Source organism: Pseudomonas sp. NFACC14 (assembly GCF_900106885.1).
Classification (GTDB): domain Bacteria; phylum Pseudomonadota; class Gammaproteobacteria; order Pseudomonadales; family Pseudomonadaceae; genus Aquipseudomonas; species Aquipseudomonas fluorescens_AA.
Map to the genome: position 1 here is coordinate 120,196 of NZ_FNOA01000014.1, position 15,026 is coordinate 135,221.

14 protein-coding genes and 1 pseudogene are annotated in these 15,026 nt (G+C 62.3%); 8 read left to right on the forward strand and 7 right to left on the reverse strand.

All coding sequences use genetic code 11. The annotated features are described in order from the left end of the window. Window positions 1–10 precede the first annotated feature (10 nt). The 5 genes from BLU85_RS20255 to BLU85_RS20275 all read right to left on the reverse strand — a co-directional run bounded on the left by BLU85_RS20255 (window position 11) and on the right by BLU85_RS20275 (window position 7,013). The gene (locus BLU85_RS20255; protein WP_092202794.1) at window positions 11–1,231 is read right to left on the reverse strand and encodes an electron transfer flavoprotein subunit alpha; all 1,221 of its coding nucleotides are present in this window, start codon (window positions 1,229–1,231) and stop codon (window positions 11–13) included. Further along, window positions 1,231–3,180 carry a dimethylglycine demethylation protein DgcB gene (gene dgcB / locus BLU85_RS20260; RefSeq protein WP_092202796.1) on the reverse strand — a complete coding sequence of 650 codons (1,950 nt, stop codon included), beginning with the start codon at window positions 3,178–3,180 and terminating at the stop codon, window positions 1,231–1,233. The genes BLU85_RS20255 and dgcB overlap by 1 nt, the downstream gene beginning before the upstream one ends. 169 nt (window positions 3,181–3,349) lie before the next feature. Next, window positions 3,350–5,410, reverse strand: coding sequence for a dimethylglycine demethylation protein DgcA (gene dgcA / locus BLU85_RS20265; RefSeq protein ID WP_045157161.1), 2,061 nt, complete (start codon window positions 5,408–5,410; stop codon window positions 3,350–3,352). A 15-nt stretch (window positions 5,411–5,425) separates the two neighbouring features. Further along, a complete protein-coding gene (locus BLU85_RS20270) occupies window positions 5,426–5,956 on the reverse strand; it encodes a DUF5943 domain-containing protein (protein ID WP_030139308.1) in 531 nt (176 codons plus the stop codon). Window positions 5,957–6,035: 79 nt separating this feature from the next. Next, a complete protein-coding gene (locus tag BLU85_RS20275) occupies window positions 6,036–7,013 on the reverse strand; it encodes a dipeptidase (RefSeq protein ID WP_030139307.1) in 978 nt (325 codons plus the stop codon). Between the two features lie 235 nt (window positions 7,014–7,248). Between BLU85_RS20275 and BLU85_RS20285 the strand changes: the two genes are divergently transcribed. The 4 genes and pseudogenes from BLU85_RS20285 (at window position 7,249) to BLU85_RS20300 (ending at window position 8,762) form a co-directional block, all read left to right on the forward strand. Further along, window positions 7,249–7,650, forward strand: coding sequence for a lysozyme inhibitor LprI family protein (locus BLU85_RS20285; RefSeq protein WP_092202800.1), 402 nt, complete (start codon window positions 7,249–7,251; stop codon window positions 7,648–7,650). Between the two features lie 101 nt (window positions 7,651–7,751). Beyond that, window positions 7,752–8,006, forward strand: a pseudogene (locus tag BLU85_RS20290) (type II toxin-antitoxin system RelE/ParE family toxin). Continuing rightward, window positions 7,990–8,313 (forward strand): helix-turn-helix domain-containing protein, encoded by a 324-nt coding sequence (locus BLU85_RS20295; protein ID WP_092202802.1) that lies wholly within the window; start codon window positions 7,990–7,992, stop codon window positions 8,311–8,313. The pseudogene BLU85_RS20290 and the gene BLU85_RS20295 overlap by 17 nt, the downstream one beginning before the upstream one ends. Before the next feature lie 32 nt (window positions 8,314–8,345). Then, window positions 8,346–8,762 carry a DUF3010 family protein gene (locus tag BLU85_RS20300; protein WP_092202804.1) on the forward strand — a complete coding sequence of 139 codons (417 nt, stop codon included), beginning with the start codon at window positions 8,346–8,348 and terminating at the stop codon, window positions 8,760–8,762. A 204-nt stretch (window positions 8,763–8,966) separates the two neighbouring features. On the opposite strand, the gene BLU85_RS20305 is transcribed toward BLU85_RS20300, so the two are convergent. Together BLU85_RS20305 and BLU85_RS20310 are read right to left on the reverse strand one after the other, a co-directional pair. Next, the gene (locus BLU85_RS20305; protein WP_092202806.1) at window positions 8,967–10,142 is read right to left on the reverse strand and encodes an AAA family ATPase; all 1,176 of its coding nucleotides are present in this window, start codon (window positions 10,140–10,142) and stop codon (window positions 8,967–8,969) included. A 68-nt stretch (window positions 10,143–10,210) separates the two neighbouring features. Then, window positions 10,211–11,170 (reverse strand): GlxA family transcriptional regulator, encoded by a 960-nt coding sequence (locus BLU85_RS20310; protein ID WP_060740279.1) that lies wholly within the window; start codon window positions 11,168–11,170, stop codon window positions 10,211–10,213. A 193-nt stretch (window positions 11,171–11,363) separates the two neighbouring features. Between BLU85_RS20310 and choX the strand changes: the two genes are divergently transcribed. The 4 genes from choX (at window position 11,364) to BLU85_RS20330 (ending at window position 15,013) form a co-directional block, all read left to right on the forward strand. After that, window positions 11,364–12,308, forward strand: coding sequence for a choline ABC transporter substrate-binding protein (choX, locus tag BLU85_RS20315; RefSeq protein ID WP_092202808.1), 945 nt, complete (start codon window positions 11,364–11,366; stop codon window positions 12,306–12,308). A 71-nt stretch (window positions 12,309–12,379) separates the two neighbouring features. Next, window positions 12,380–13,267, forward strand: coding sequence for a 3-dehydrocarnitine:acetyl-CoA trimethylamine transferase CdhC (locus BLU85_RS20320; protein ID WP_045157164.1), 888 nt, complete (start codon window positions 12,380–12,382; stop codon window positions 13,265–13,267). 142 nt (window positions 13,268–13,409) lie between these two features. After that, a complete protein-coding gene (locus tag BLU85_RS20325) occupies window positions 13,410–14,375 on the forward strand; it encodes an L-carnitine dehydrogenase (protein ID WP_092202810.1) in 966 nt (321 codons plus the stop codon). A 161-nt stretch (window positions 14,376–14,536) separates the two neighbouring features. Beyond that, window positions 14,537–15,013 (forward strand): thioesterase family protein, encoded by a 477-nt coding sequence (locus BLU85_RS20330; protein ID WP_092202812.1) that lies wholly within the window; start codon window positions 14,537–14,539, stop codon window positions 15,011–15,013. Window positions 15,014–15,026: the final 13 nt, after the last annotated feature.

Genomic DNA, 15,026 nt, shown 5'->3' on the forward strand with positions numbered 1-15,026 from the left:
CTTATCCTTCTTAAGCCGCATCGCGCTTGGCTTCGTTGCGGTAAGCCTCTACCGCCGCGATCAAGGCCTGGAGAATCGCCGCGCTGTCTCCGATCACCGACAGGTCTGCCCGTTTGATCATGTCGCAGCCCGGGTCGAGGTTGATCGCCACCACCTTGTCGCAGGCGCCAATGCCCTGCAGGTGCTGGATCGCCCCGGAAATCCCCACGGCCACGTAGACCCGTGCCGTGACCCAGGTCCCCGACGCGCCGACCTGGCGATCCCGGGCCATGAAGCCGTCGTCCACCGCCACCCGCGAAGCGCCTTCGGTGGCGCCCAGGGCCGCGGCGGTCTGGTGGAACAGCGCCCAGTCCTTGACCCCGTTGCCGCCAGAGAAAATGAATTCGGCCTCGGCCATCGGGATCGCGCCCGGGTCCACCGCCACCGCACCCAGATCTTCGATACGCGACAAGCTGCGGGCCACGCTTGTGGATAACTCCACCGGCAAGGCTTCGTGGCGGGTTTCGCTGACCGGTTCGGCGCATTCGGCCGCAGCCAGGATCAAGCGCGCCAACGGCCGGGCCAAGTCTTGCAGGCCCGCACCGGCGCGGCCAATGCACTCCTCGCCCTTGACCTGCCAGACCCGCGTGGCCGGACGCTCGCCCAGGGCTGCGGCAAAACGCCGGCCCAGTTCACCGCCACCGGTGCGGCTGTCAGGCAGCAGCCAATGGCGTGGGTTGAATTGGTTATCCACAGCCCGCAGACCCTGGACCCGTTGTTCCGGTGCATAACCGCTGAAGGTCTCACCTTCCAGTACCAGCAAGCGGTCGACACCGGCCGTGGCGAAGGCGTTTTCCTTGTGCTCGCCGAAGACCACGGCCAGCACCGCGCCGTCCGTCCCCGCAAGCTGATGGGCCAGGCCCAGCAGATCGCGGTCGTGGCTGCTGAGGCGACCACCGACCATGTCCGGCACCACACTGATGTAGAACGCCGGTTGCGCTACTTGATGCAGCGGCAATTGCACTTCGGTCGCGGCGGTACGCTTGGTCGCGCCACCCTGCTGGGCGCCGCTGCGGTCGATACGCTTGATGCCGTTGGGGCCGATGAAACCGATGCCATGGACGTTCTTGCGGATGACACCGTTGGGGCCCATCCAGCTGTGCTGGACCGGTTGCATGGCCGCGTGCAGCGGGTGCAGGCGGTTGCGGGCGATCCACTCGGCGCGAGGGTCGCGGCGGATGATGTCGCTCATTAATGCACCTCCGCAGGTTCACGTTTGGCTGGGGCCACGGGCTTGCTCGGGGCTGCGTCTTCCAGCAGTGCGTCAGCCACCAGTTCGGCAATGTCCTTGATCATTGGCCGCGGTTCGACCACGCCTTCGAGCATCGCGGTGCACTGTGGACAACCCACCGCCACCAACTCAGCGCCGGTTTCGCGAATGTCGTCCATGCGCATGTCAGGAATCCGCTGCTTGCCTGGGATGTCGGTGATCGGCGCGCCGCCACCGCCGCCGCAGCAACGCGAGCGGAAACCGGAACGCTGCATCTCCTTGACCTCGATACCCAGCGCACGCAGCACCTGGCGCGGCGCCTCGTATTCGCCGTTGTAGCGGCCCAAGTAGCACGGATCGTGATAGGTCACGCTGTCGCCCTTGTGCTGGCCTAGGTTCAGGGCGCCGGCGTCGATGATTTCCGCCAGGTAGGTGCTGTGGTGCTGCACACGGTAGTTGCCATTGAAGGCGCCGTATTCGTTTTTCAGCACGTGGAAGCTGTGGGGGTCGCAGGTGACGATGCGGTTGAAGCTGTATTTGGCCAGGGTCTGGATGTTGCGCTTGGCCAACAGCTGGAACGTCGCTTCGTCACCCAGGCGCCGGGCCACGTCGCCACTGTCGCGTTCTTCGAGGCCGAGCACGGCAAAATCGATTTTCGCCGCCTTCAGCACTTTGACGAAGGCGCGCAGGGTGCGCTGGTTGCGCATGTCGAAGGCACCGTCGCCGACCCAGAACAGTACGTCGGTGGATTTCTTCTCGCTGAGCAGGTCCAGGTTCAGGTCCGCCGCCCAGTTCATCCGCCCGCCCGGGGCAAAGCCGCCAGGGTTGTCGGTGGCGATGAGGTTTTCCAGCACCTCGGCGCCCTTGTTCGGCGTGGCGCCTTTTTCCAGGGTCAGGTGACGACGCATGTCGACGATGGCATCGACGTGCTCGATCATCATCGGGCACTCCTCGACGCACGCGCGGCAGGTGGTGCAGGACCACAGGGTCTCGGCGTCCACCAGGCCATTGACGATCGGCTGATGGGGATTGCCCGCATGCTCGCCCACAGGTTTGCCCGGGTATGGGCTGCCCGCGAATTTCGCATCGGTGCCGCCGGCCAGGCCGACGACCATGTCCTGGATGAGCTTTTTCGGGTTCAGCGGCTGGCCGGCCGCGAACGCCGGGCAGGCAGCCTCACACTTGCCGCACTGCACGCAGGCGTCGAAACCCAGCAGTTGGTTCCAGGTGAAGTCCTTGGGTTTCTCCACGCCCAGTGGCGCGGCGGGGTCGTTCAGGTCCAGCGGCTTGAGACCGGTGGAACGGCCGCCGCCAAAGCGCTCGGCACGGCGATGCCAGGCCAGGTGCAGGGCACCGGCGAAGGCGTGCTTCATCGGCCCGCCCCAGGTCATGCCGAAGAACAATTCCGACACGCCCCACAGCACACCGACACCCAGGACCGCCGCCACCAGCCAACCGCCGAAGTTCTCCGGCAGGATGCCCGCCACCGGCAGGGTCACCAGGAAGAACGACGCCGAAAACGCCAGCAGGCTTTTCGGCAGGCGCATCCAGGGGCCCTTGGACAAACGGGCAGGCGGATTGCGCCGACGCAGGTAGACGAAGATCGCACCGACGAACATCACGGCCGACATCAACAGCAACGCATAGCCGAGGAAGCGGTTATGCAGGCCGAACCCGTGGACCAGGATCGCCAGCACCACCGACGCCACCGCACCACCGGCCGTGGCGACGTGGGTGTTGGCGATGTATTTGTCCCGCGCCACTACGTGGTGCAAATCCACCATGTAGCGCTTGGGCATGGCAAAGAGACCGCCGATCAGGTCGACCTTGGCCGGTCGTCCCCGGCGCCACATGTTCACCCGCCGCAAGGCGCCGAGGACCGCGAGGCCCAGGGCTGCGAACAGCAGGATTGGAAGAAGGGTGTTCAGCATGGTGAAGCTCCCAAAGACCTCAGGTCTTGCAGGCACAGAAACCTGGATGTCTTGCTCGATCCCTGTGGGAGCGAGCTTGCTCGCGAAGACGGACTCAGATCCAACATAATGTCGACTGATCCACCGCTATCGCGAGCAAGCTCGCTCCCACAGGGTTATCCACAAGCCGTTAGAAATCCTTGCACAACCGCAGGGCGTCGTAGATGGCCGCGTGGGTATTACGCTGGGCCACGCAGTCACCGATGCGGAACAGCAGGTAGCCATCGCCGCTCTGCTCCAGGCACGGTTGGGGCTTGATCGCGAACAAGGCTTCGACGTCGATCTGGCCCTTGTTGCGCGAACCTTCCTTGAGCGCGTAGTAGATTTCTTCGTCCGGCCGCACGCCGTTTTCCACCACCACCTGGTCCACCACGCGTTCTTCCTTGGCGCCGGTGTATTCGTTCTCCAGCACCGCCACCAGTTTGTCGCCTTCGCGGTAGACCTTCTCCAGCATCATGTCCCCGGTCATGATCACTTCCTTGGGGTACATGCTGCGGTAGTACGTGGGGAACGAAGTCCCGCCAATGGCCACGCCCGGCTTGATATCGTCGGTGACGATCTCGACCTGGCTGCCCTTGTCGGCGAGGAAGTCGGCCACCGACATGCCGGTGAACTCGCAAATGGTGTCGTAGACCAGCACGTTCTTGCCCGGCGCGACCTTGCCGTCGAGCACGTCCCAGCTGCTGACCACCAGCCCTTCGGCGGCGCCCCAGTGTTCGTTCTGCTCCAGGTTCGGATGCCCACCAACGGCCAGCACCACCACGTCCGGACGCAGGTCCATGATGGTCGCCGCATCTGCCGCCACGCCCAGGCGCAGGTCGACTTTCAAGCGTGCCAGCTCCAGCTGGAACCAGCGGGTGATACCGGCGATCTGGTCCCGTTGCGGGGCTTTCGAGGCCGTAGTGATCTGCCCGCCGATGAACTCTTTCTTCTCGAACAGGGTCACGTCGTGCCCACGCTCGGCAGCGACACGCGCCGCCTCCATCCCGGCCGGGCCGGCACCGACCACCACCACTTTGCGCTTGGGCCCGGTGGACTTCTCGATGATGTGCGGCACGCCCATGTATTCACGGGACGTCGCGGCGTTCTGGATGCACAGCACGTCCAGACCCTGATATTGACGGTCGATGCAGTAGTTGGCGCCCACGCACTGCTTGATCTGGTCGATCTGGCCCATCTTGATCTTGGCGATCAGGTGCGGGTCGGCGATGTGGGCACGGGTCATGCCGACCATGTCGACGTAACCGCCTTCCAGGATCCGCGTGGCCTGATTCGGGTCCTTGATGTTCTGCGCGTGCAGCACCGGGACCTTGACCACTTCCTTGATGCCGGCGGCCAGGTGCAGGAACGGCTCCGGTGGGTAACTCATGTTCGGGATGACGTTGGCCAGGGTGTTGTGGGTGTCGCAACCCGAGCCCACCACGCCGATGAAATCCAGCATGCCGGTGTCGTCGTAGTACTTGGCGATCTGCTTCATGTCCTCGTGGGACAAGCCGTCCGGGTGGAACTCGTCGCCGCACAGGCGCATGCCCACGCAGAAATCGTCGCCCACTTCGGCGCGCACGGCCTTCAGCACTTCCAGGCCGAACTTCATGCGGCCTTCGAAGCTGCCGCCCCATTCGTCGGTACGCTTGTTGACCCGCGGGCTCCAGAACTGGTCGATCATGTGCTGGTGCACGGCGGACAGCTCGACGCCGTCCAGGCCACCGGCCTTGGCACGCCGTGCCGCCTGGGCGTAGTTGCCGATCACCCGCCAGATTTCTTCCGGCTCGATGGTCTTGCACGTAGCACGGTGCACCGGCTCACGCACGCCGGACGGCGACATCAGGGTCGGCCAGTTGAAACCGTCCCAACGCGAGCGACGGCCCATGTGGGTAATCTGGATCATGATCTTGGCGCCATGCTTGTGCATGGCGTCGGCCAGGTTCTGGAAGTGCGGGATGATGCGGTCGGTGGACAGGTTCACCGAGCTCCACCATTCCTGCGGGCTGTCGATGGCAACCACCGACGAGCCACCACAGATCGCCAGGCCGATGCCGCCCTTGGCCTTTTCTTCGTAATACTTCACGTACCGGTCGGTGGTCATGCCGCCGTCGGTGGCGTAGACCTCGGCGTGCGCGGTGCTGAGCACGCGGTTGCGGATGGTCAGTTTGCCGATCTGGATCGGCTGGAACATTGCTTCAAAAGCCATGGCGCGATCCTCGACTTACAACGGCTTGACGATGAACAGGCCGTCGTCGTGGCCTTCTTCGGAACCGCCGTAGACCTGCTCGGCCACGGTGCGGATCGAACTGCCACGAGCGGCGAGGATCTGGTCCATGGCGCCGGCGAACCAGCCGGTGAACATGTAGTCGACCTTGCGCCCGACCTTGCCGTACACATAGACGAACGCCGAGTGTTCGAGCTTGACGCTGGCGGTGCCTTTATCCAGGTCGATGTCCTGGATCTTGAACAGGCCCCAGCCACGCTGAGACAGGCGCTTCATGTAGTGTTCGAACACCGCGACGCCTTCCAGGCCGTGGCATTCGGCTTCTTTTTCACACCAGTGCCAGGCGGATTTGTAGCCGGCCTTGTAGAGAATCTCGGCGTAGGCATCGGCGCCCAGCACTTCTTCGATGCCCATGTGGTTGTTGACGAAGAAGTGACGCGGTACGTACAGCATCGGCAGGGCGTCGGACGTCCAGACACCGGTTTCGCTGTCGACTTCGATAGGCAGTTGCGGGGCGATCTTGGCCATGAAAACTTGACTCCGGAAATTCGTGGTATTGCCTGCGGCGCGGAGGGCCGCAGGTAGAGGATTAGCGATGCGGCGACGATTATTCGCCCCAGACGTCTTTCAGCACGTTGACCCAGTTCTCGCCCATGATCTTGCGCACCACCCGCTCAGGATGGCCGCGCTTGAGCAGCGTCTCGGTGAGGTTCGGGAACTCGCCCACGGTGCGGATGCCCAGGGGGTTGATGATCTTGCCGAAGCTGGTCAGACGACGGGCGTAGCCCTTGTCGTGGGTCAGCATTTCGAAGAAATCCTGGCCGTGGCCCTGGGTGAAGTCGGTACCGATGCCGATGGCGTCCTCACCGACGATGTTCATGGTGTATTCAATGGCTTCGGCGTAGTCGTCGATGGTCGAATCGATGCCCTTGGCCAAAAACGGCGCGAACATGGTCACGCCGACGAAACCGCCGTGGTCGGCGATGAACTTCAGCTCTTCATCGGATTTGTTGCGCGGGTGCTCTTTCAGGCCGGACGGCAGGCAGTGGGAGTAGCACACCGGTTTCTTCGATTCGAGGATGACTTCTTCGGAGGTCTTGGAACCGACGTGGGACAGGTCGCACATGATGCCGACGCGGTTCATCTCGGCGACGATCTCGCGACCGAAGCCCGACAGGCCGCCGTCGCGCTCGTAGCAACCGGTGCCGACCAGGTTCTGGGTGTTGTAGCACATCTGCACCACACCGACGCCCAGCTGCTTGAAGATCTCGACGTAGCCGAGCTGGTCTTCGAAGGCGTGGGCGTTCTGGAAGCCGAAGATGATGCCGGTCTTGCCCTGTTCCTTGGCGCGACGGATGTCGGCGGTGGTTTTCACCGGAATCACCAGGTCACTGTTCTCGCGGATCAGCTTCTGGCTGGCGACGATGTTGTTGATGGTGGCCTGGAAACCTTCCCACACCGACACGGTGCAGTTGGCTGCGGTCAGGCCGCCCTTGCGCATGTCTTCGAACAGGTCGCGGTTCCACTTGGCAATGATCAGCCCGTCGATAACGATGCTGTCGGCGTGCAATTCGGCTGGGCTCATCAGGCAGTCCCCTTTTGTCAGCGATTCATGCGCCGAATCGTGTGCCGGCGCTTTGGGGCCAGCATATGCCTGAGGGCCGTCGCGACCCGGTGCAAAAACGACAGGGGAATTGCCGAAAGCGTCAATCCACGACAATGGGCTACGACAGGCCCGCCCTGCCCGTCTGTTCTTTACCCGACGGTTGCGCCAGAATCCGTCGCATCACTGGTTTTTACTGGACTTGAGCGGCAACGCGATGAAATCAATCTTCCTGGCTTTGGCACTGATCAGCACCCTGGCACATGCAACCGAAGACACCGAGCCCAATCCCTGCGACGAAGTTGAAAACGACGTCCAGACCCTGGCCTGCTCGGCCTACGGCAAGACCGCCGCCGAGCAATTGCTCAACGAAAACCTGCAGAGCCTCTTTGAGCGCCTGCAAACCCGCTACGCCAGCGACAAGGCCCAGCTCAACGACATCACCGCCAAGGTCAAGGCCGCCCAACAACTGTGGCTCAAACAACGCGACGCCGATTGCGCCATCGCCGCCTTCCCGGCCAAACCCGGCAGCGAAGCCTACAAAATCGCCGAAAACGACTGCATGGCCCAGGTGAGCGATGATCGGTCGGAGTTTTTGGAGTCGATTGGGCAGGATTGAAGGTTATCCACAGAGCAATATCCAGACACCTTTCATGCGTTGGCCCTGGAAAGAATATAAGTCAGGATTCGCAAATCTTATAAAAGACTTATATTCTTCCCATGAACACTATCCACTGGACCAGAAAAGCCGTTAAGCAGCTTCTGAAATTGCACTCAGCCCATCAGGCCCAAGTTCGGGATGCCGTTACGTAGCTCGCCCAGATGCCTGATGTGGTCAACGTCAAAGCGCTTGTCGGTCATGACTATGCGTACCGCCTGCGGGTAGGCAACTACCGAGTCATGTTCGATTGGGACGGGGCGATCAAGGTCGTCAGCATTCAAGAGGTCAAGAAACGCGATGAACGCACCTACTGATATTCAGATCATCAACGATGCAGACGGAAACCCGGCATTTGTGGTCATTCCGTACGCACAATACGTTGCACAAAAACTGGAACCCGATCTGATCCCTCACGAAGTGGTCAGCCGTATCGTCGACGGCGCTACGCCTATCCGCGCCTGGCGCGAACACTTGAAGCTGACTCAGGATGAAGTTGCCAGGCGCCTGGGGATTTCTCAACCGGCGTTTGCCCAGCAGGAATCGGTCGCAAAGCCTCGCCGGGCTACTCGAGAGAAAATTGCCGCTGCCTTTGGTATCCATGCTGATCAGTTAGAGCTGTAAGCTGTACGTCATCACCGAGCAAAGAGACTCCCATGAAAACCTGCGGCATCGAAATCAAAGGCAGCGAAGCGATCATCGCCGTTGCCTCGCTGGATCAGCAGACGCTGACCCACATCGCCCTGAATACCAAGAAAATCGCCCTGGACGACGATGACGAAGCCGCCAACGTCAAGGCGTTTGCCGCTCAGGTACGGGCGTTCGTGGTCGAGAATGGCATCGAACGCATCGCCATCAAGAAGCGCAGCAAGAAAGGCGAGTTCGCCGGCGGACCGACCACGTTCAAGATTGAAGGGGTTTTCCAGTTGCTGGAAGGCTGCGAGGTGACACTGCTGTCACCGCAGACCCTCAACGCACAGCACAAGAAACACGACTTCGCCTTGCCGGCGACGCTGAACAAGTATCAGCACGAGGCGTACAAGGCGGCGTGCTCGGCGTTGATGAAGAAATAGACCTTTTCCAGCCGAACACAATACCTGTGGCGAGGGAGCTTGCTCCCGCTCGGCTCTGTAGGAGCTGGCGAAGCCTGCGATCTTTTGATCTTTCGCTTGGGATTCAAGTGTCTGGGGAAAGATCGCAGCCTCGTTGCACTCGGCAGCTCCTACAGGCCGCACCCAGCGGGAGCAAGCTCCCTCGCCACGGGATATTTTCAAAATTCAATGTTGCTGGCGATACCCCTTCAACCAATCCGCAAACGCTTTGTCCTCCAAGGCGTAACCACCGCGATTGGACTTCCACACCAGTTCCTTGTCACGCAGCGCGTCGATGCAGGATTGGATGGTCTGGGTGCCAGGCACGACTTCGCTGCCCATGCTCCTGAGCACCTTGCCCACGGCGTCCAGCGTTGAATCGGTGAAGGGCGCAAAGGGTTCGTTGTTTTGCGAGCGCTCGGCCATGACCTGCAGCACTGCCCGTTGCGGCACCGTCAAGGCGTTCCAGGCACTTTCAAACTCGGTCCAGACGCCAGCACGGAGCATTTGCGCGCTGTTGCGCAGCAATTCGCCCAAGTGGCTCGCCTCACCCAGTTCCAAGGCAATTTCGCCGATGATGCTGCGCAGCATTTCAGGGCGGCGCCCTACCAACTCGAAGGCCTGGTCCAAGTCATCGGCATTGAACTGATTGGTTTGGGCCAGATGCGCGTTCAAATGGGCAGCGTAGGCTTTGGTGAACTCTTTACCCAGCAATGGGAACGCGGTGATGCTGGATCCGTAGAACGGTTGGTTACGGCTGAGTACCAAGTGCGCGAGTTTGTCGCGATTGGAGCCGGTGAACACCAGGCGCAGGCCGCTGGTATCACCCTCGCGCCCTTGGTTGAGTTGGTCGCGGGCAGCCTTGAGGGCGAACATGGCGTTGACCCCGGCCTCGGAGGTCAACGCATGCTGGGCTTCGTCGATCACCAGCACCACGGTTTTACCGGCCGCACTGTGCAACAACTCCAGCGCCTGGGTCAGCGTCGCCCCTTCGGGCAGTTGCGGCAGGCTGAAATCCCAGGACAACGTGCGCAAGAAGCTGAGTTTGTCGATGCCCATGGATTTGGCCAGCTTGCGGATTCCCTTTTCATAAGGCACCAATGCCCCGGCGATTGCCGAAGCGATCAGGTCGGCAGGGTCTTTCTCCTTGTTGGCCCACAGGTCGACATAGACCGCGAGCCAGCCGCAGGTTTCGCACTCGGGAATCAAGTCTTCACGCAGGAACGTACTTTTTCCGGTACGTCTCGGCGCGGCCAGGAACAGGCCTGAGGTGTAATCCTGGATCCCGGCGCCGACCAGCCCATCGACAATATTGCGGGCCAGATCAGGGCGCCGGAATACAAAACCGGGGTGCTTGGACATGGTTTTATACTCAATTATGGCGACAGGTATAATTTATAGTCACGAGTATAATTAAGTATAAAAGCCTGTCAAACCACCTCCCGCCCATCCCCCTGCCGCCGCCGATCCTCCCGTGGACAACGCGCGAACCGTGCCCGGTAACTGCGGGTGAAGTACGACGGTGACTCAAAGCCACAGGCGATGCTCACTTCCAGCACGCTCATGTCGGTCTGGCGCAGCAGTTGCCGGGCCTTCTCCAGGCGCAGGCGCAGGTAGAAGTTGCTCGGGGTGTCGTTCAGGTGCAGGCGGAACAGGCGTTCGAGCTGGCGGCGGGTGACGTTGATCGACTCGGCCAGGGCCAAGGTGCTCAGGGGCGGTTCGCTGTGGGTTTCCATCTCGCCGATGACGTGCACCAGCTTCTTGTTGCGAATGCCATAGCGGTTGGCGATTTCCATGCGCTGGTGGTCTTTGCGCGGGCGGATGCGGCCAAGCACGAACTGTTCGCTGACCTGGATCGCCAGCTCCGAACCGTGGGCCTGGCCGATCAGGTCGAGCATCAGGTCGATGGACGCGGTGCCACCGGCGCAAGTGATGCGGCGACGGTCGATTTCAAACAGCTCCTGGGTCACGCCAAGCTGCGGATAAGACTCCTTGAACGCCTCGATCGCTTCCCAGTGCAAGGTCACGCGATGCCCTTCCAGCAGCCCCGCCTCGGCCAGGACCACGCTGCCGGTGTCGATGCCGCCCAGGATCACGCCTTCGTTGTCCAACCGATGCAACCAGCGCTCCAGGGCCGGGGTGGCGAACTTCAGTGGTTCGAATCCCGCCACCACCCAAAGGGTCGCGCCCTTCTTCAATGGCTCCAGCGCGGCATCGGCGTTGACCGACATGCCATTGCTCGCCAGCACCGCCCCGCCATCGACGCTCAACACATGCCAGCGATACAGCTCGCCACGAAAACGATTGGCGACCCGCAACGGCTCGATGGCCGAGATGAAACCGATGGCTGAAAAGCCCGGCATCAACAAGAAGTAAAAATCCTGGGACATGGAGCGCACTCGGTCGACGGGTAGCGTGCGGACCTTGATACGCCAGTTGCAAGCGTCGTTCAAGGGTGCAGGTCGCTGCAGTGCAAGAGCACGTCGCCGCTGTGCGTTTTGCCACGCTTCGGGCTGCGTAACTTGGCATCACCGGCGCACAGACACCGGGGCCCCATAACAATAAGCTGCCGAGGAACCCGACATGAAACGACTGATCAGCTCCTGCGTTCTTGCACTCAGCGCTACCACCTTGATGAACGGCGCCGCCATGGCCGCTGAACCCGCCGCGTGCCAGAACGTGCGTCTGGGCGTGGTCAACTGGACCGACGTCATCGCCACCAGCGCCCTGACCCAAGTGATGCTCGACGGCCTCGGCTACAAAACCAAGCAGACCAGCGCCTCCCAGCAAATCATCTTCGCCGGCATTCGTGACCAACGCCTGGACCTGTTCCTGGGCTACTGGAACCCGCTGATGACCCAGACCATCACTCCATTCGTCGAAGCCAAGCAGGTCAAGGTCCTGGAACAACCCAGCCTCAAGGACGCCCGCGCCACCCTGGCCGTGCCGACCTACCTGGCCGACAAGGGCTTGAAGAGCTTCGCCGACATCGCCAAATTCGAAAAAGAGTTGGGTGGCAAGATCTACGGCATCGAACCCGGCTCCGGCGCCAACACCCAGATCAAGGCGATGATCGCCAAGAACCAGTTCGGCCTGGGCAAATTCCAACTGGTGGAGTCCAGCGAAGCCGGCATGCTCGCCGCCGTGGACCGCGCCGTACGGCGCAAGGAAGCCGTGGTGTTCTTTGGCTGGGCACCGCATCCGATGAACGTCAACGTGCAAATGACCTACCTCACCGGCAGCGAAGACGCCCTCGGCCCGAACGAAGGCATGGCCACCGTCTGGACCGTCACCGCGCCGAACTACGCCGAGCAATGCCCGAACGTCGGTCGCTTGCTGAGCAACCTGACCTTCACCGCCGAAGACGAGAGCCGGATGATGCAGCCGCTGCTCGATCACAAGGATCCACTCGAATCGGCCCGGCAATGGCTCAAGGATCATCCGCAAGACAAGCAGCGCTGGCTCGACGGCGTGACCACCTTCGACGGCAAGCCGGCCGCCGACAACCTGAAACTCACCAGTAACTGACCAACCGTTCTCCCTCTGCGCAGCACCCAACGGCTGCGCGGTGACTCACCACGCCTGAAGGAATCCGCACCATGAACCACGACGTCATCATCACCTGCGCACTCACCGGTGCTGGCGACACGACCGCCAAGAGCCCCCACGTGCCGGTCACCCCGAAACAGATCGCCGCCGCTGCCGTCGAAGCCGCCAAGGCCGGTGCCACCGTGGTCCACTGCCACGTCCGCGACCCGCAGACCGGCAAGTTCAGCCGCGATGTGGCGCTGTACCGCGAAGTGATGGAGCGCATCCGTGAGGCGGACGTGGACATCATCGTCAACCTCACCGCCGGCATGGGCGGTGACTTGGAAATCGGTGCGGGCGAACGGCCGATGGAGTTCGGCCCCAACACCGACCTGGTGGGTCCGCTGACCCGCCTGGCCCACGTCGAAGAGCTGCTGCCGGAAATCTGCACGCTGGATTGCGGCACCCTGAACTTCGGCGACGGCGACACCATTTACGTCTCCACCCCGGCGCAACTGCGGGCCGGGGCCAAGCGGATCACCGAGCTGGGAGTCAAGGCCGAGTTGGAAATCTTCGACACCGGGCACCTGTGGTTCGCCAAGCAATTGATCAAGGAAGGCCTGCTGGACAACCCGCTGTTCCAGCTCTGCCTGGGCATCCCATGGGGCGCGCCGGCCGACACCACCACCATGAAAGCCATGGTCGACAACCTGCCGGCCGACGCGGTATGGGCCGGCTTCGGCATCGGCCGCATGCAAATGCCGATGGCCGCCCAGGCAGTGCTGCTGGGGGGCAACGTGCGGGTCGGGCTGGAAGACAACCTCTGGCTGGATAAAGGCGTGCTCGCCACCAACGGCCAACTGGTGGAGCGCGCTGGCGAAATCCTCAGCCGCCTCGGGGCGCGTGTGCTCACACCAGCAGAAGGCCGCAAAAAGATGGGCCTGGTCCAGCGCGGCTGAGCCGAACCTGCGCATAACCCTGTGGGAGCGAGCTCGCTCGCGATAGCGATATTCCTGCCTTCGAAGAGGCGTTGGATGTACCGCCGCCATCGCGAGCAAGCTCGCTCCCACAGGTGATCTTCACTCTTTTCAGGACATCACCATGAGCTTTATCACCGACATCAAGACCTTCGCCGCCCTGGGCAGTGGTGTAATCGGCAGCGGCTGGGTCAGCCGGGCCCTGGCCCATGGCCTCGACGTTGTCGCCTGGGACCCGGCACCGGGTGCCGAGGCGGCATTGCGCAAACGCGTCGCCAACGCTTGGGGCGCGCTGGAGAAACAGGGCCTGGCCCCTGGTGCCTCGCAGGATCGGCTGCGCTTTGTCGCGACCATCGAAGAATGCGTGCGCGACGCCGACTTCATTCAGGAAAGCGCCCCCGAGCGCCTGGAACTGAAGCTCGAATTGCACGGCCAGATCAGCGCAGCCGCCAAGCCGAATGCATTGATCGGCTCCAGCACGTCGGGGCTGTTGCCCAGCGAATTCTACGAAGGTGCGACCCACCCGGAACGCTGCGTGGTCGGACATCCGTTCAACCCGGTCTACCTGTTGCCGCTGGTGGAAGTGGTCGGTGGCAAGCACACCGCGCCCGAAGCCGTGCAAGCGGCCATGCAGGTGTATGAATCCCTCGGCATGCGGCCGCTGCACGTACGCAAGGAAGTGCCCGGCTTCATCGCCGACCGACTGCTCGAAGCGCTGTGGCGCGAAGCCCTGCACCTGGTCAACGACGGTGTCGCCACCACGGGGGAAATCGACGATGCCATTCGTTTTGGCGCCGGCCTGCGCTGGTCATTCATGGGCACGTTCCTGACCTACACCCTGGCCGGTGGCGATGCCGGCATGCGGCACTTCATGGCCCAGTTCGGCCCGGCACTGCAACTGCCCTGGACCTACCTGCCAGCGCCGGAGCTGACCGAAAAGCTGATCGACGATGTGGTGGACGGCACGAGCGAGCAATTGGGCAGCCACAGCATCTCGGCCCTGGAGCGCTATCGCGATGACTGTTTGCTGGCGGTGCTGGAGGCGGTGAAGACCACCAAGGCCAAGCATGGCATGGCTTTCGAAGAGTAAACCCTGTTTTAGGGCCAGCAGGTCTGGCCCCATCGCGAGCAAGCTCGCTCCCACAAGGATTTCGCGGTGTGAACGCTCTTTATCTCCCCCGGAGATCCCTGTGGGAGCGAGCTTGCTCGCGATAGCGCCAGCCCAGTCACCCCAATTGTCGGACCTGAATCATGCCCACCCTCACCACCTACCAGACCCGCATCCTCCCCGAATGGGTCGATTACAACGGCCATCTACGCGATGCTTTCTACTTGCTGATCTTCAGCTACGCCACCGACGCGCTGATGGACCGGCTCGGCCTGGACAGCCAGAACCGCGAAGCCAGCGGTCACTCGCTGTTCACCCTCGAACTGCACCTCAACTACCTGCACGAAGTGAAACTCGGGGCCGAGGTGCAAGTGCACACGCAGATCATCGGCCACGACGCCAAACGCCTGCACCTCTATCACAGCCTGCACCTGGTGGGTGGTGATAAAGAACTGGCCGGCAATGAACAGATGCTGTTGCACGTCGATCTGGCGGGCCCGCGCTCGGCGCCCTTCACGGAGCAGACCCTGGCCCGGCTCGACGCCCTGCTTGATGAGCAATCCGACCTGCCGACCCCGACCTATATCGGTCGGGTCATCGCCCTGCCCCCCGCCCGGTAAGCTTCGCACAGGA